The 16,293-nt window shown below is 59.7% G+C and carries 15 protein-coding genes and 3 pseudogenes; 7 read left to right on the forward strand and 11 right to left on the reverse strand.

All coding sequences use genetic code 11. The annotated features are described in order from the left end of the window. Positions 1-88 precede the first annotated feature (88 nt). From ACV229_RS39850 to ACV229_RS39860, 3 genes and pseudogenes are all read left to right on the forward strand, one after another. Positions 89-457 (forward strand): annotated as a pseudogene (locus ACV229_RS39850) (transposase); the annotation flags it as partial. Next, positions 458-748, forward strand: a pseudogene (locus ACV229_RS39855) (MlrC C-terminal domain-containing protein); the annotation flags it as partial. A 416-nt stretch (positions 749-1,164) separates the two neighbouring features. Continuing rightward, positions 1,165-1,590, forward strand: coding sequence for a hypothetical protein (locus ACV229_RS39860; RefSeq protein WP_448088551.1), 426 nt, complete (start codon positions 1,165-1,167; stop codon positions 1,588-1,590). Between the two features lie 247 nt (positions 1,591-1,837). On the opposite strand, the gene ACV229_RS39865 is transcribed toward ACV229_RS39860, so the two are convergent. From ACV229_RS39865 to ACV229_RS39875, 3 genes and pseudogenes are all read right to left on the reverse strand, one after another. Further along, positions 1,838-2,179: a hypothetical protein gene (locus ACV229_RS39865; protein ID WP_448088537.1), complete on the reverse strand. Its 342-nt coding sequence runs from the start codon at positions 2,177-2,179 to the stop codon at positions 1,838-1,840. 197 nt (positions 2,180-2,376) lie between these two features. Continuing rightward, positions 2,377-2,514: pseudogene (locus ACV229_RS39870) on the reverse strand (DUF4942 domain-containing protein); the annotation flags it as partial. 295 nt (positions 2,515-2,809) lie between these two features. Further along, complete coding sequence (locus ACV229_RS39875) at positions 2,810-3,541, reverse strand: hypothetical protein (RefSeq protein WP_448088538.1); 732 nt, start codon at positions 3,539-3,541, stop codon at positions 2,810-2,812. Positions 3,542-3,742: 201 nt separating this feature from the next. Here ACV229_RS39875 and ACV229_RS39880 point away from each other — a divergent pair, with 201 nt between their 5' ends. Then, positions 3,743-4,090 carry a helix-turn-helix domain-containing protein gene (locus ACV229_RS39880; protein ID WP_448088539.1) on the forward strand — a complete coding sequence of 116 codons (348 nt, stop codon included), beginning with the start codon at positions 3,743-3,745 and terminating at the stop codon, positions 4,088-4,090. Between the two features lie 150 nt (positions 4,091-4,240). Here ACV229_RS39880 and ACV229_RS39885 read toward each other — a convergent pair whose 3' ends face one another. The 7 genes from ACV229_RS39885 to ACV229_RS39915 all read right to left on the reverse strand — a co-directional run bounded on the left by ACV229_RS39885 (position 4,241) and on the right by ACV229_RS39915 (position 9,918). Then, entirely contained in the window at positions 4,241-5,329 is a 1,089-nt protein-coding gene (locus ACV229_RS39885) for a hypothetical protein (protein WP_448088540.1), read from the reverse strand. Next, entirely contained in the window at positions 5,326-6,252 is a 927-nt protein-coding gene (locus tag ACV229_RS39890; protein WP_448088541.1) for a recombination directionality factor, read from the reverse strand. Before ACV229_RS39890 ends, ACV229_RS39885 begins: the two co-directional genes overlap by 4 nt. 66 nt (positions 6,253-6,318) lie before the next feature. Further along, positions 6,319-7,314 carry a YqaJ viral recombinase family nuclease gene (locus ACV229_RS39895; protein ID WP_448088542.1) on the reverse strand — a complete coding sequence of 332 codons (996 nt, stop codon included), beginning with the start codon at positions 7,312-7,314 and terminating at the stop codon, positions 6,319-6,321. Between the two features lie 71 nt (positions 7,315-7,385). Continuing rightward, positions 7,386-8,354 carry a DUF932 domain-containing protein gene (locus ACV229_RS39900; protein WP_448088543.1) on the reverse strand — a complete coding sequence of 323 codons (969 nt, stop codon included), beginning with the start codon at positions 8,352-8,354 and terminating at the stop codon, positions 7,386-7,388. A gap of 92 nt (positions 8,355-8,446) precedes the next feature. Continuing rightward, positions 8,447-8,884 (reverse strand): hypothetical protein, encoded by a 438-nt coding sequence (locus ACV229_RS39905; RefSeq protein ID WP_448088544.1) that lies wholly within the window; start codon positions 8,882-8,884, stop codon positions 8,447-8,449. Then, positions 8,877-9,005, reverse strand: a complete 129-nt coding sequence (locus ACV229_RS39910) for a hypothetical protein (RefSeq protein WP_448088545.1) — start codon at positions 9,003-9,005, stop codon at positions 8,877-8,879. Before ACV229_RS39910 ends, ACV229_RS39905 begins: the two co-directional genes overlap by 8 nt. Before the next feature lie 205 nt (positions 9,006-9,210). Then, positions 9,211-9,918, reverse strand: a complete 708-nt coding sequence (locus tag ACV229_RS39915) for a hypothetical protein (protein WP_448088546.1) — start codon at positions 9,916-9,918, stop codon at positions 9,211-9,213. A gap of 245 nt (positions 9,919-10,163) precedes the next feature. Here ACV229_RS39915 and ACV229_RS39920 point away from each other — a divergent pair, with 245 nt between their 5' ends. The 3 genes from ACV229_RS39920 to ACV229_RS39930 all read left to right on the forward strand — a co-directional run bounded on the left by ACV229_RS39920 (position 10,164) and on the right by ACV229_RS39930 (position 15,821). Beyond that, entirely contained in the window at positions 10,164-14,129 is a 3,966-nt protein-coding gene (locus ACV229_RS39920) for an NACHT domain-containing protein (protein ID WP_448088547.1), read from the forward strand. 111 nt (positions 14,130-14,240) lie between these two features. After that, positions 14,241-15,563, forward strand: coding sequence for an IS5 family transposase (locus tag ACV229_RS39925; protein WP_448088548.1), 1,323 nt, complete (start codon positions 14,241-14,243; stop codon positions 15,561-15,563). Between the two features lie 51 nt (positions 15,564-15,614). Beyond that, complete coding sequence (locus tag ACV229_RS39930) at positions 15,615-15,821, forward strand: hypothetical protein (protein WP_448088549.1); 207 nt, start codon at positions 15,615-15,617, stop codon at positions 15,819-15,821. A gap of 150 nt (positions 15,822-15,971) precedes the next feature. Here ACV229_RS39930 and ACV229_RS39935 read toward each other — a convergent pair. Further along, positions 15,972-16,293: hypothetical protein (locus ACV229_RS39935; protein WP_448088550.1), on the reverse strand; the 322-nt coding region annotated here is incomplete at its 5' end.

The following is a 16,293-nucleotide window of genomic DNA, read 5'->3' on the forward strand; positions in this document are numbered from 1 at the left end:
GGGCTGTTGAAATAGCTCCGGCCGTGGTCATCGGACCGAGAGCGGTAAACGTTGAAACAAGGAACCAGAGAACACTGAGGGCGAAGCGATGCGCGGAGCGGACGGCTACACCGAGGCGATGTTCACAATGGCGAAGCTGGATGACTTCGTTCCCGCCAACCACCCGTTGCGCCCGATTTGTATCTGGCTGAACGACGCGCTCAGGCGCATGGACCCGGTGTTCGCGCGCATGTACGAGAGCGACCCGAAGGGCGACCGCCCGAGTATCGCTCCCGAGAAGCTGATTCGCGCGTTGCTGTTGCAGGTGCTGTATTCGATTCGAAGCGAATGCATGCTGATGGAACAAATCTCCTACAACATGCTGTTTCGCTGGTTTGTCGGCCTGGCGATGGATGATGCAGTGTGGGACCACTCGACCTTCAGCAAGAACCGTGACCGGCTGCTCGAGCGCGACGCCGCCTGGGTTAGCGCCGGGAGCGTCGACCTGATTATCGATACCCAACGGACCCAGGTTTTCCATCCCGAGTTCCTGATTGCGCTCGGCCTCGATCCGGCCAGCTACCGAATCATCGTTGTCAAATCGACCAATCACTTCTATGCGGGGTTCGCACCACTCGCCAAAGAGATCCACTTTGTCGATTCGCCTGGCGCACTGACAACGGACTTCGCGAGTAGGCCATATGTGAAGGCCACGCGTCCGCTGTGGCCCATTGTCGAAGACCCGTTCACGCTCGAGAAAAACGAATGACTTGTGTCAAGACATGCTGCAGCGGAAGCTCCAGGGCGAAGTGCGCCATTGCAGGATCGCATTGGAGCAGTTGCTGCTGCGGGATGTGCTCGGACTGATGATCTGCAGCCAAATGAATCTGGAATCGTGTCCACACAGGCAGGGTCAGTTCGAGAGCCCGTCTTCAAGTAATGCAATATTTGGACGTTATATACCGGACACGTATCCGTTCGTCGTATCCGCAGGGTCAATCCGGACAGACCAAACTCTGTCACACTGTAAATACTCTGTTACCAGAATGTTCGGGGTAACGGTCGGAGGCCGGTGCTATGCTTCGCCGCAAGCTCGCTGAAGCGAATGCGGTCGACACAGGCCAGTTCAGCGTGTCACACCAGCGAGACCACCGAATCAATTTGAGAACAAGGAACAATACGGGTATGTGGAAGAAAATCGCCCCCACTTTTGTCATCGCCGTACTGGCTGGCGCGACTGCGCTGCCGGCGGCAGCGAGTGATTTGAATAATGCGCTTGGCGGCGCACTCGGCGGCGCAGCCGGCGCGGCAGTTGGCGGCGCGGTCGGTGGCCAAACCGGCTCGGTGATTGGTGGCGCAATCGGTGGTGGTGCCGGCGGCGCAGTGACGGCGAACCGTCACGAGCGCACGGGCGCAATCATTGGCGGCGCGCTGGGTGGTGGTGCTGGCACCGCGGCGGGCAATGCGGTGGGTGGCCGCACTGGCGGTATCCTTGGCGCGGCAGTCGGCGGAGGCGCAGGCGCAGCTCTCGGCGGCAACCTGCAGCGCAACTCGTATGACAATGGTAGCTATCGTCACCGCAAGCATCGCCATCACCGACACGACGACTGACGGCATCGGCCTGATGAATCATGACACTCGACGCGCGATATGCGCGTCGAGTGCGTTTACCGGCTCGGTAAGGCATGAGCGACTCTGACGCTTGTACCAGGCACTGGAGTGTATCGGGCGAACAATCGTCTTCTGCAAAGCCATTCACGCGCATGCGTTGCATCCTGTCTTCCACATTGTGGTGCGCGTGGTACCGTGAGTGCGCACCGTTTTGGACCCATGGACGGAGTGCACACGCACGGGGGATCTAGGCGTGAGGTCTGCTGCTATTTGGTGTAGCCGCCCAGTGGGTAAGTAAGCGTTGCCCCAGCACCGTCTGTTCATGAAAGGCCATCGGCGGCAATCTGCTCCACTGTTCGCGAAGAATGGTCGTGGCCAGTACCACCGTCGTCAGAGGGTAGAGTGAGACGAGCGTTGCCACAATCGAAAGTTGCTGGCCATAGACCAGCGCCGACTTGTAGAGCATCGTGCCCGATGCGTCCAGACAACCGGCGAAAGCGATGCAGATTGCACCGCGAAAATCCGGGCGTGCTTCAAGTGTGACGCGATGGCTCAAGGCCACAACAATGACCAGCAGAGACAGCGACACGGAACGTGCAACGGTCAGTGAAAGGAACCCTGCCTGCAGGGATGCGTTCCATATCCGAACTTGGACCGAACTTACTCACCGATATAGAAACCCTTGAAACCCGACTGTCGGATGACGTCGAGCAGTGCTGATACCGGCACTGCGTCGATCGCCACCTCAGCCAGCAGCCACGTACGCTTGGTGTCGGGTGCCTGCGCAAAGCCATGTTGCGTGGCAAGCGCAAGCAGTGCGTCGATCAGTTCGAGCGCGCGATGGACACGTTCGACGACTGCGACGCATTGGTTGGCGAGATTGGCGATGCTGATGCTTTTGACGAGATCGGTGGTGTCGGACATGAGGGGGGACTCCTGGTCGAGGACGTGCCGGAACCTTCGGGAACGCCGGATGTAGGCACGCGGGTGGAAAGGGAAGACGAGCAGTCGGATGCGGGGCTCGGCACATATGCCGCCGAGGCAAGCCGGCGGCGCAACGCGATGGCGTGCGCCCAAGAGCCGCTCAGGGACTAGAGAATGTCAGGGACGATGGGGCGTACGCGTCCGGGTGCGGCGTCTTGGGCGAGCCGGATCACGTTGTCATCGGATGGCGTCCGTGTCCGTCTCCACCGGATGGGGCGATGCAATGTCCTTGCGGCTATTGAGCTTCCTGCCAACCGTTGTCGGTTCGAATCATCACAAACGTTTCATCCCATTGATTTTGTACCGATTCAGTCAGATCAGTCGCTGCACTAACGCCATGGAAAGCTTGACCCAGTGTCCTCAGTTGAACATTCTGGCACTCTTTACGCAAATCGTTAGCGAAGATTTGAACGTTAGCCTCCTGACGGACTCGCTCTTGCTGTTCTGCATACGCGCCAGCAGTCCCGCTGCCATTGAGCCCGTCGCTATGGTCGTGTATGTATTTATTACGTGCCCCGGATTCACCCAGCTCGACGGGATAGGTGACTTTGCTGGGGTCGGCTGGATCAGGCGAGCTGATGCTGGTGTCTGGATCATGCTTGTGCGCATCCACCCAAGCGGTTTCGGCAGCATCGTAATTCGCACGCGCCGCATCGTACGTTTGCTTGACATCACTCAGCTTAGCTCGATCTGCATTCAGCACCTTCGCGCGTTCCTTCATGTCGCTAGTCGGAGTGAGAGTGAGCGTATATTTCACTTCGACTTTGTACGTATTTTCATCGATTGAAATACCGTTGACCTTGGTGAAGTCACTCACATGCAGGTAATCGCAGTCGCCGATTCGAGCTTGTAGAGCAGTTTTCGCATCGCTTTCCGAAGGAGCGCTGTGCCCGCAGGCGGTGAGCGTGGCGGCGATGCAGGCATACAGGGCAACGCGCGTAGCGATCTTGTTGTGCGTAGTTTTCATGCTTTCATTTCCTGTCTTTAACGATCTTGTTGTGAAGGCTTTGCGTACCAAACGGGATGAATCGGGGCGACAGATTCCCAGCAAGCGCCACTTGGATCGACCCGGTAGGATGTAATCGTCTAAATTCGATGAATATCAACCAATAAAGCCCTTCATGTCAAACGGATGGTGCTCAACCATTCCGGGTGACTGGGAGGGAGCATGCCGAAAGGGCAAACCGACGATCTGGCGGCCGCAGTGGGGCGAACCATCGCCAAGCAGCGCATCGCGAGCGGATTAACGCAGGAACAGGTGGCGGAAGCGCTTGGGATTGGCTTGGAAGCCGTGTCCCGAATGGAGCGCGGCGTTGTGATTCCGACCGTGGTACGGTTGTTTGAATTGGCTGATATCTTCCAGTGCGATGCAGCGGACATGCTGACGGAGGCGAGTAGCCGGTCGAGCGACCAAGCGAATCACCTGAATCGGCTCCTGTCCCGGCTTAGTACGGCGGATCGTGCAATGATGCTGGAGGTCTTCGAGCGGTTGTCGGCGCGGTTGACGCGCCGGTAGCCTGTTGCCCCGGCGCAGTGCATATGCGGTCGGCGACTGCGACGCGCTGGTTGGCAAGATTGGTGATGCTGGCGAGATCGGGGATCGCGTCCGTACTTTTCCATATCGTGGGTTGTCGAGAAAGAATAGGCCGGGCGTGAGGCCCGGCGCTTATGTCGCTATGCCGCGTTCGGCGATCTGGCGGCGTAGCGCGGCCGCGCGTGCCTGAGAACAACTCAGATAGCGGCGAATGTCGGCGACGGTCGGACGCACCCGACCCGCGGCGATGTCTTGGGCGAGCTGGGTCACGGCGTCACCGACCGACTCGACGACCGGTGTTGGCGGGACCGGATCGTCGCGCGGAGCGTGACTGCCGGTTATTCCGTCGTGACTGGCAGTTGCAGTTTCGCGACTAACGGTCAGCGGTGCGTGACTCGTCATGGCCGGCGTGACTTTTAGCTGAATCGCGCGACTCACGTCCGCGACCGTCGTGACTACAGGCTCAGTCACGGTAGCTGAATTCGTGATCGGCGCGATTTCAGATTCAGTCACGGCAGGCTCAGGAGCCGATGACGACGACCGGAGCGCGACCGTCCAGAGCAGGCAAGCTACGCCTTCGAGCACGGCGGCGAACGCCAGTCCCGCCAGCAGGTCGACGCAGGTGACGGTCGTCCTGAGTAACGCGGCGAGTCGTGACGTGACCGGATCGGCAAGTAATGTGTTACGTTGCGCCGTGACCCGATCGTCCGCTGACTGCCGACGCCGAACGTCATCCGCTTCCGCATTGAGCGCTTCGAGTCGCGCGGCGAGAGTCGTGCGACGGGCTTCCAGTCCTGGACAGTCACGAGGACAGCGCTGCGCCTCCGCGAGCGCAAGCTGACGCGCCACGTTGGCCCGATCCGCCATGACGGCCGTGAGAGTGCGACCGGACGTCGTGATTGCAACGGCCGGTACGGTCGACGCCCGCAGCTCCCCGGCGTGCTGCTGGGCCGTTACGAAGAAGACCGCATGACCGTAACACGCCGTTGCCAAGCAGGCGCCCCATAGCAGGCTGCCTGTGCCACGCACAAGGATCGGCGCGTCCCGAAGTAACGCCGGCAACAGGTGTGCGCTCGTGACGAGCACCATGCCGATTGCCACCCACACGGCCCGCTCGGGCAGCGAGCCGCCGCGCTGCCAGCCTGCCAGAATCGACAAACTGAGCGCGGTGCCCGTTGCGCCAACTGCCAGCACGAACGCCCAGCGGGACGTCGCCGTCATGCCGCCGCTCCGCCAAGCAGCACCGCCTTGCGCTCCAGTTTGTCGCGTAGCGTTGATCGCTGCGGTTGCGTCCCGCCAGTTTTCTCACCCGTACCAGTGCCCGCGTCCGTGTGACTGGCCGCTGTCTCGGGATAGAACTCCTCAACCACGGCCGCCCGCTCGTCCGGGCTGTCTTCGAATGCACCGTTGGCAAAGCCGGCACGAGCCGCCGTATCGAGTGCAGCCTGATCGAACCCGGCCGTCCGTCGCCGTACATCCAGTTCGTGCGCTTGCGTCAACGTGTCTTCGAGCGTACTGCCTGATCGCACGCCGAGATCGACATAGTAGATCGGGGACCGGTAGCTCTGCGTGGTCGACTTGCCCCGCAGTTTCAGTTCCAGCGGCAGACACGCGAGCAGGTTGCCGGAGACGGCGCGGAAGTAATGTAGGCGTGCCGCGAGCGTGCGAATGGAATTGAAGGACGTTGTGCGAAAGATGAACGACCCCAGCTCGTCTTCGTCGCCGACGATCACGTTCAACCGCGCGTAGGGCTTGCAGCCGCCCTGACGACCGAAGGCACAACCATCCGGCGACGGGCAGGGCAGGGCTTCGATTCCGGTATCCTTCACACGCCGGCACGTTTCACCGTTACCGACACACACCGGTCGCCCGGTATCGCGATCGAACAGGCTATAGTCGGCGCGGAGGTTTAGGTCTGGATCGTTGAACAGGACCCGGACCGGAATCGCACGCAGCTTGCCGGACGTCGTCTTGCGCAGTGTTTCATTGAGCGGATGCAGCATCCAGCCGTCGCGATTTTGCACTTGCGTGGTGAGGGTAAATTGATCGTCCTTCTCCGGCAGCCGCTTGCCATTCTTCTCGACGACGCGCCCGATGGAGATTCGCCCGACCACGGGCGGGGTGATGGAAAGACCTTTCAGCATGTGGACCTCTAGATAGAAAGATGAAGGAGAACGCTTGTTCGTTGCGATGACCGGATACAAACGGACTCAGGTGGAAACGAGGAAGCGCCGAGAACCGGGCTTCGAAGTGGCGTATTGCGTTTCGAACGATGGGTGATCGGCCAGCAGCCGTTTCAGATCGACGGTGGATGAATCCTTGCTGCGTTTGAACGACACTTCGCCGGTCTCGAACAACGCACGCGTGGCGTCGCCCATTGCCTGCTGTATGGTGTGTTTGAGCTGCGCTTCGGTCTGCTGACGTGTTTCGATGTCGGTCCGCACGGCGACCAAGTCGGCGAACACGGACGACAGGTGCCGGTCGTCGCTGAAATCAACCGTGCCGCCGTTGCCCGGATACAGGTGCCGCAATGCGTGATCGGCCGATTCCGATCCATCCGCAGGGGGCGGCGTGTCAGACTCCACGAACTGCCAGAACCGTGCTTCGAGTTCAACGAGCCGCCCGATCAACGCATCATCGCGCTCGATCCGATGGACTTCCAGTGCTTGGCCGCAGATGAGTACCGCGACATGCGCCGCCATCTTGCCCGTCACGGCGAGCTGATGTTGGACTTGCAACTGCACGTATTCCGGCACGCCGTCTCGCCAGAGCCGCGCGCCGAATTCGCCGGTGGTCTTGCACTCGAGGATTTGGACGTCGCGCGCGCCAACGACTTCGCGATCGAGGTTGGCGAGCATGAACGGGATCGATGGGTGACGCAGAACGGCATTGACCCGACGAACGCGGTTGCCCGTCTGCTTTGTGTACGACGCCGCCACGATGGGTTCGAGAAGTGTCCCCCAGTACGTCGGCGATGTCGTATCGGCCGGATCGGGGCGCGGCAGTCCTTCCGCGCGTCCCGTCTTGTCGAGCCACAATTCCAGCGGGCTCATGTACGGATTGAGCCCGACCGCAGCTGCAGCGTCGGACCCACCGATCCCGGTTCGCCGCACGGCGAGCCAGTCGTTGCGGGACAGTTCGTCGGTCTTGACGAGCTTCAATGCAGGCCGTCGCGAATGGGCGCGACTGGATGGAATGACGCTCATGAAACCTCCAGAGACGGAAAGACCCGGCAGGCGAACCTGGCCGGGTCGAGCGTGAATGGAAACAGCGGGGACTACACAACGAGCTTGAGCGCCTCATCCCACGCCTTCTGTTTGATGGTCGCGCCCTGACCAAACCACGCGGCATCGCGCCGGTGATCGTCGCTGCGTGCGCGGCGGTGGTGATCGACATACTCAGTTACAGCGTTGAGCAATCCCCACGCCGTTCCGGAGGCCGACGCCACGTCTGCGCCTTTGCCGCGTCCCGCGTAGAGTTGGCCAACTGCCTTGATCGCACGCTCATTGACCGCGAGCGCTTCGCGGTCCGCGACGTTGGCAGTCGAGTAGGTGAGCACGCGCCGCAGAAACGCCTCGGCTGCCGAGTCCGAAATTTTCCGTTCGGAGAGCGCCTTGGTTCGCGCCATGAACGCATCCCACGACGAGATTGCGATACCGAGTTGACGCTTGACTGCCTGGGCGTCGAACTGCGAGCGGTGTGGGACTTTGACCGCGCTTGTGCTGTCACCCAGCGCGACTTGAAGCGTGTTGTTGCACACGACTCGGACGGATGTGAACTGTGCAGTGGTGGCGAGCGTGCCGTCGCAAGCGGTGGCGAGCAGTAGGTAGCCGTTGACCTGGTCCTTGCCTTTGAGGGTTGCGCTTTGGCCGGTACGGGCGAGCGCCCACAGCTTGCGGCCCTCCTTAAGGACGCCCGCCGTTTCGAGCTGGAATCCGCCCACTTCAGTGAGATCTCGGTAGAACTCCAGAATCTCGGACGGCTGCACGACCTGATAGCGCGCGGACACGACCGACAACGGCGCTTTGGTATCCGAGCGATAGAGGACTTTCTGTTCGGGAAACGCGTGGATTGAACCGAGACTCCGGTTACCGGCGACAACGAAACGGACCTCTGCCTCTTCAATGCTCCAGTCCATGCCCGCAGCGCGGGCCCAGACTTCGAGCGGTTGTTTGGGAGCGAGCTTGTTGCCAAGACCGTGCCACGGTTCCTGGCCGACGTAGGCCATGGTTTGGACGAGATGCATGGGAAATTCTCCTATTCGAAAATGGCAGTGCATAAAGCCCGACTGAGGCCGGGCAAGAGGAAGGAAACGTGAGACAACGGAGACGGTGCAGTTCAGCGTGGCTGCACGCTGAAGGTGTGCCGGCAGGCGAGACACCGCCAGTTGTCGAGGATCTTCTGGTCGACGGCTTCGCCAAATGCCGCGCCAGTTGCACAACCTGCAGCACCGGCGATCAATCCGGCGAGGATTGCACCGGCAACGCCACCGCATGCTGAGCCGATCGGGCCTGCGATCAGACCGGCCATTGCACCGGCTTCCGCGCCGGACAGCGCAATAGCGATAGCGCTGGTCGCGCCAGCCGCCGCACCGACTGCGCCACCAACGCGCCGTGCGATATGGCGGGGCTCCGTGTGGAGCGATTGGCATTGCGGACACCGATAAACCGGACCTACGCCTGGCCGGTAGTACATGGATTCACTATTTGCATCCGGTCGCGGAGAGTCGGAGAAGGATGGTTCCTCTTCATCGTCGAAGGGTGGGTAATCATGCATGGGCTGCGGCCTCCTCGCGGATCTTGTCCGTGTATTTGCAGTGACATGCGGCTGCCAGCACACCGCAGATGAACGCGAGTGCGAAGGCGGCAAGGTAGTCGAGGGGAGATGGGTAGAGCATCGTTGAACTCCTGAGAGGGGGCGCCGACGCACGATCGCACCGGCGAAGCCGCGATGCTTGTCGGGCTCACGGTGGTAGTAAGGGCCTGAGATTTTTTTGAATCAAGCTCGGCAGGCCGCGCGTTCCGGCCTCAGCGGAGTGCGGGACCGAAGACATGACCACACGAGCGGCAGCGGTAGTTGTTGCGAATGTCGTCGTCCATGGCTCATTCGACAGCGGAACCTGCTGCACACCCGGCGGCACTCCCGACGAGTCCGGCGATCACCGCGCCCGCGAGACCGCCGAAGACGGTGCCGACCGGACCGGCGATAGAGCCGACGACGGCACCGGCCTCCGCGCCCGAGAGCGCCATTGCCATGCCGCTCGTTGCACCAGCGACACTGCCGATCGTGCTGCCGGCCTTGCGCGCCCGGTTGAGCGTGTCGATGCGCGAAGAGCGGCACTGAGGACAGCGCAGCGTCGAGCCGGATGGTGAAGGTGGAGGGGGCGGCGACATTGGCGCGGCATGATCAGCATGCGGTCCGGAGTCAACCGATGCAGACGCATCGCGCCGTTCGCCCCGTAACGCTTCGTGCAATTCGACCTGCACGTCGTCGATGTCCGGTGCATGCGGCGATGTGCGTTTGCCAAAGAGCGACCACGTGTCATGTGGATCGTTGCTACTGCCGGAAACAGCGTGCGCGTCGTGATCGTGCCAGTGCGCGTTAGCCTCCCATTCGTGCGTGTCACCGGGAGCGAACGATGCGGACGTGGATTCTGCGGGGTAAGCAGCGAAGGGGGGAAGCGGTGGCGGCTGCGGGCGCGGAAGGAACGGGACGGGGCGATTCTTTGTGTTGAGCCAGTACAGCCCGAGCGCGAACATGGCGACGAGCGCGAGCGTGAGAACGATGGAAATAAGAACGGTGGGATTCACGTGAGCTCCTGAGCGAAGTGCGCCGACGTGGAATCGCATCGGCGGAGCGGCCTTGGCTGGCCGTGTTCAGAGCAGTGATATGTGTCTCAAACCTTTTTGAATCGACGGAAAGGCAAGTAGACAGTCATCGCGTGAGCAGATCGCGCATCGTCTCGCAATTCGTGCTTCGGTGAACAAGGCACCGTGACCAGGCGAAGTCGGAGGGATAATGGACGCAAGCTAGGAACCTGGAAAGAAGGAGACTCATGACGTCGGCCGGAGACTTTCGCTTTACTACTCATGCGGAAAGGCTGTTCACTGCGCTTGACCAGTCGCGCTTCAAAGACGGGGGGCGCAACTCCCTGTCGCAGTCGAGCTCGAGCGAGGTGACTCAGGAGCCGTGGCAGTACTGGCATGACGTGCCTTGCATCGTTCTTCTGGGCGAACCCGGTAGTGGCAAAACGTCTGAGTTTCGCCACCGTGTCCAAGAGCTGCGACAGGCAGGGGAACATGCATATTTGAGTTGCTGGCAGGACTGGTGCGATGGCGACGAGATCTTTGATACGATCGGCGATAAATGTAGCTTTTTTGAGATGGTCGAGTCTGGCCGACCGGTTTGGTGGTTCATCGATGCGTTGGATGAAGGGCGAATCAAAACCGAAAAGGCTTTCGATGTTCTGCGCAAAGGGTTACGCCGCCTTCACGAACTCAATGCTCTCCATCTGGTAAAGCTGCGGCTATCGTGTCGCAGCCGTGACTGGCGACCTTCAGAAGCCGAACAGCTTTCCAGGTTTTTCGCGGCCGTTGAGCACGAGGAACAGCACATTGAGGGCCTCACGACCCTTCAATTGCTTCCGTTGCAAGAGGCCGCCATCCGCGCCTTGGCGTTCGAAAAGCTTTCTGGGGAAAATGCGGTTGACCAGTTCATGGAGTCTCTGCAAAGGCGACATGTAACTGCGCTCGCGAGTCATCCCTTGACGCTCGCGATGATGTTATCGCTGTACCTCGAAGATAATTCGTCTCTCGGCTATGATCGGACGACTCTGTACACCAAGGCGATGGAACGTCTCGCCGTCGAACACAATCGAGAGCACGCGGATCAAAAACCACCCCAGACTTTGCCAGCTGAACGCATCGCCATTGCGCAGCAGATCGCTGTCCGGATCGTGCTCGGCGGTAACGACACAATTGCCGTCCCTGACACTGATGCACGGAGCGATCGAGTGGTTGACGCCTCCTGTACTGGTGCCAAGCGCTTCGAGATACTTGAAACACTCAACACCGGCTTGTTCACGCGGCATACACAGGGCGGTTTCGTTTTCGCGCATAAGAGCTTTGCCGAATTTCTGGCGGCACGTGACTTGTCCGACCGATTCGCCCATGTGGCTCCAAGCCGTGTTACTCCATTGTTTCCAATTGAACACGGTGTTATCCCCAGCCCCCTGCGGGAAACAGCAGCCTGGTTTGCGGGGATGGTCAGCTCGTTTCGCCGGTGGCTCATTGAGCACGATCCCCTGACCGCAGCCCAAGGCGATACCATCCGGTATACGAGCGAAGAGCGGGAGACCTTGCTCATGGCGCTTGCAGATCGGTTCGGTGAGCGTGCGTGGCAACGCGAGTTTGACCGGTTCGGTGATCTGGCGCGTTCGGTCTCGGATACGGCGCTCAAGCAACTGTTGCACAAAGACAGAAGCATGGCTGTTCGCCAGATGACGATCGAAATGATCGATATTGCCGAAGCTTCCGATCTGTTTCCCAGCTTGCTGAGCATTGCGGTCGATCCCACAGACGTACCCGCGATTCGAGCGAAGGCGACTGGGATTTTGGCGAGGCGTGCTCCTACGGATCTCGCAGCGGTGGCCCTCTCATTACTCCAGCTACCAGCGGATCAGGACCCTCAGGACGACATCGCGGGCGTTGTTGCGCACTTTCTCTATCCCCAACACCTGACAACCGCGCAGGTTCTCCTGTCCCTTCACATTCCCCGTCAGCCTTTCACGCTCGGTCACTATCGATGGTTCTGGGAAGATCTATTCCCGCAGCGTATTCCCGCCACGGTAGAGGATCTCCATGCCAGTCTGGACGCGATAGTGCCGTTACTCACGGATGACTCGGATTACATTCAGTTGCGACCGTACGCACAAGTCGCCACGTCTTTGTTGATTACCGTGCTTGACTCGGTGCCTATAACGATCGAAATCCTTGGCACATGGCTGGTTCGCTTGGCCGAATGGACACGTCACCATGGCGTGGCAGATCAGACTCTGCATGCTCAATTGGTCAGCGCGCTGAAAGCGAAACCAGACTTCAGCTCGTTATTGCTTCGTTGGCGGTTAGCCAGCTGGCCCGACGACCAGGAGTTTCTGCCGTGGTGGCATGTTCCGTTTTACGAGGGGCTATCGAGCAATATAGAAGCTGAGTGTTGGATCGAGTTGTGTCGCTTGTACGCCGATCAACCGAACATAGGAGGGCGATTGTTTGACGAGGTTACAGATCTCGCATTTCGTCATCCGGCGATCGTGCCGATGGAAACTGTAGAAGCACTTGCGCAATCGGTCCCGACGTATCAAGCCAGGTGGGATAGTGGTCGCGTCAGCGACCTTGATGGACCGCTTGCGCGGAGCAATCGGCAGCAGCGCCAGTACAAGCTTGAGAGCGATAGTTGCGATGCCAGCATGGTCAGCCAGATCCACGCCAACATTGATCTGCTCCGCGGCGGGCATGCAAATGCGCTGATGTGGGTCATCGGCTCGGTGTCATTCGACTGTTTTGAGCCCCCACCGCTAAACGCACTTGCTGATCGTTACGGCACAGTCGTCGCACAAGCGATTCGCGATGGGGTGGTCAACAACTGGACCAACCTTGCTGATACCTCCGCCCTCTGGACACGATCGAACGTGCTGCCAAACGAGGCTGTTATTGCTGGAATGGGCTTTCGCGAGCTATATCCTTCGAACGAAGACTTGCCGACGTTCAACGAGCATCAAGTGGACTGCCTCGTCTGGCGTGTACTCCATAACGATCGTGACATTCCTGACTTGTTGTTGGTGCTTTGGGATGTATACCCGGCGGCCTTTTGGAAGCGTCTCGAAGACACGCTGCTTGCTGAATCACAGTTGCCGGATGATGGGCACGCTATTATCTGGGGGCGTCTCGCCGCGCTCGAGCATCTGCCTGCGGAATTAACGGCAAGAATCGTCGAGCACCTGATCACGCATGGCTTACCTAAACATGTGCACGCTCGTCGGTATGCGCTGAAGATACTCTTGCTGACGGAGCTGCCGGAAGTTAGTGATCTCGTAAATTCGACGATTCGATCAGAGTGGCGCTCAGGCACTCTTCCTGCTCCGTGGACAGAATCGTCAGCGGTGGCGACGCTCTGCGCATGGTGGCTACTGGCCCCAGACGATGCAAAAGTGTTCCTTGAGGCTGAAGTATTTCAAGGTCAGCGGTATCGACCACGGCTTGTGGCCTTTGTAAATGTGTTGCAGGAGCTCTTGGGACAACGCTTCGCGTTTGATAGTCGATGGCCAAGCACAGTGCCGTGGGAGAGCTACGCTGCGCTTTTGCCGCTGCTTTATGATTGCCCGCCCAAAGAGGTGGTTAGAACCGGCGCCGGATGGGTCAGCCCGCAGGATCAGTTCCTGGAGGCGCGCAACGGCTTGGTGGTTCATCTCGCTAAGGCTCCGGCGAACTTGGCTTGTGGCTGGTTTGGGCGGTGGAAGATCGACCCTCGCTATGGTGACCATCGCGACTGGTTCGCCAATCTGCATGCCGAGATCGAGCAACGTCGAGCGGACGAGTCCTGGACTCCGCTTGAACCAGCAACACTTGAAGCGGTTCTCGTTGGTCAGTCAGCGCTCGTTCGAAACGACAACGATGCAGCAGCTGTGCTGAATGAGACGATTGCAACACAGCTCGTGCCAGCATTTCGCTCAGACCATAGCCTCGTGTCGTTGCTTTGGGAAGGGACCAAAGCTTCAGGAGATCGAAAGCCACTCGACGAAAAGGCGCTGCAGACTGCGATCTACGGCCAACTGATGCCGATGCTTGTCAAACAACCGGTGGTTGGTGCGCGAGAGCCGGAAGTCTTTGACGCAAAAAAGCCCGACGCCCGTATTTCCTATCTCCTGGATTCGGGTATGAGGGTTGATATTCCGATCGAGATAAAGTGGGCCGGGCATGCAGATGTCTGGGATGCAACGGACGGCCAGGTACTGAGTCCGACCTGAACAATTCGGAACGGCTTGAACAGCAAGGCTGCGATGCCGAAATGACGTTGCCGTATTTGCAAGGTGTCGGCATATTGGAGCGAGTTTCCTGCAAATTTCGACGAGGATTGGATGGGTCCGAAGACGCTGGCGCCAGAGGGAGATTTGTTCCGACATCCGCTGCGCGAGCAGATCAATCTGAAGCATCCATTGGTTTGTCTAGCCGAGCTGATTGACTGGGATCGGCTGAGCGTGGCGATGAGCGCGAGCTTTGTTTCGCGACGAGGTCGGCCGGCGACGTCGCCGCGTCTGATAGCGGGTCTGCTGTATCTGCAGCACGCGTTTGACCTGTCGGACGAAGATGTCGTCTGGCAATGGGTGGAGAATCCGTACTGGCAGGTTTTTACAGACGAGACCTATCTGCAGACCGAGCCGCCGATCGACCCGTCGAGTCTGACGCGCTGGCGCAAGCGGCTGGGTGAAGCCGGCGTTGAAGAACTGCTGGCCGAGACGATTGAAGCGGCGAAACGCGCCAAGGTGATCAAGACCGCGAGCCTGAAGCGGGTGATTGTTGACACCACGGTGATGGAGAAGGCGATCGCCCATCCGACCGATTCCCGGTTGCTCGAACGCTGCCGGGAACAACTGGTGAAGGCGGCTGACCGGCACGGCCTGAAGCTGAGGCAGAACTACAACCGGGAAGCGCCGCGGCTGGCGTGCCAGATCGGCCGCTACGCCCACGCGAAGCAGTACAAGCGGATGAGGAAGGCACTGCGAACCTTGCGTTCGCGCGTGGGCCGAGTGATGCGAGACGTCGAACGGCAACTGGGTGGCGTGGCGCAGCAAGGTCGCGCGGCACTGGAAGATCTGATTGGCCGCACGAAGCGGATTCTGTCGCAGAAGACGAAGGACAAGAACAAGCTCTATGCCTTGCACGCGCCCGAAGTGGAATGCATCTCGAAAGGCAAGGCGCGCCAGCCCTACGAATTCGGCGTGAAGGTATCGATCACGACGACGCACCGAGAGGGCTTGGTGATAGGCGCGCGCTCGATGCCGGGCAATCCGTACGACGGGCACACGCTGGCCGAAGCGCTGGAGCAGGCGGCGATCCTGAGCGACGTGAGTCCGGAGATTGCGGTCGTCGATCGAGGCTACAAGGGTGTTGCCGTCGATGGTGTGAAGATCTACCACCCGGGCTTGCGACGCGGGATCACGCGTGGGCTGCGGGCCATGATTAAACGGCGCAGCGCGATCGAACCGGCGATCGGCCATATGAAGACCGACGGCAAGCTCGACCGAAACTGGCTCAAGGGCGCACTGGGTGACGCGATTCATGCCGTGATGTGTGGTGCGGGCCATAACCTGCGGATGATCCTCCGGAAGCTGCGGCTTTTTTACGTCCTGATTCTTGCGATCTTGCACGAACGCGAAATGGCTTCACCTGCGACGGCATGACGTCGCCGCTGAGAAAAACGAATTGTTCAGATCCGACTACTGAGGAAGTACATGCAGGACCCACGCACCCGCCATGCCGTTTATATCGTTGGTTGGGTGGGGGCTGGAGCGCAGCGCATCAAAAGAGGACCCGACGGAGAAGAGCCGTCGTCGGCAATCGAACTCGAACAACAACTACAAAACGTGACCAACGCTCGATTGGACGGTACTGGAAAGTATGTCGTTGTGCACGTTATCGACGCCAGTGTTCTCGATTAGCGGCGCAATAAAGTGGATTTGCACGTCACGTGCCGGTGCGTAGTGATTGGCATCGTGAACGGAACCGCTGTCGTCACACCGCATTCACGAAGTTTCCAGCCTACCTGTCCAGCATTCCAGAAAACAATGCTGGACGGGTCTGCTCACCGCTTACATTACGTGTCCAAGCGGAATGATCCATTGGTACAGCAAGCAAAGCAAAACGAAAGCAAGGCCAACCCAGAAGCTTGCTGCCGCAACAGCGGCTTTTCCGTGCCCTATGCTGGTGCTGGAAGCGGCCGCAATCGTGACTGCCGCCGCGATACCGCCGATATGCATGATCGCTAAGGCGTTCGGCAACTTGCCCCGAGAAAGCGCCTCCTGCTTTCGCGCTTCATCGTGCAAGCCTTCAAACTCTTTGCGTAGCCGCGACGTTGCGTCAAAGTCTTTGTCGCTGAATGTCACTCCCTGGCCCCTTTCGTGTGGTTTGTTT

The sequence above is a fragment of the Burkholderia sp. MR1-5-21 genome (assembly GCF_053427715.1).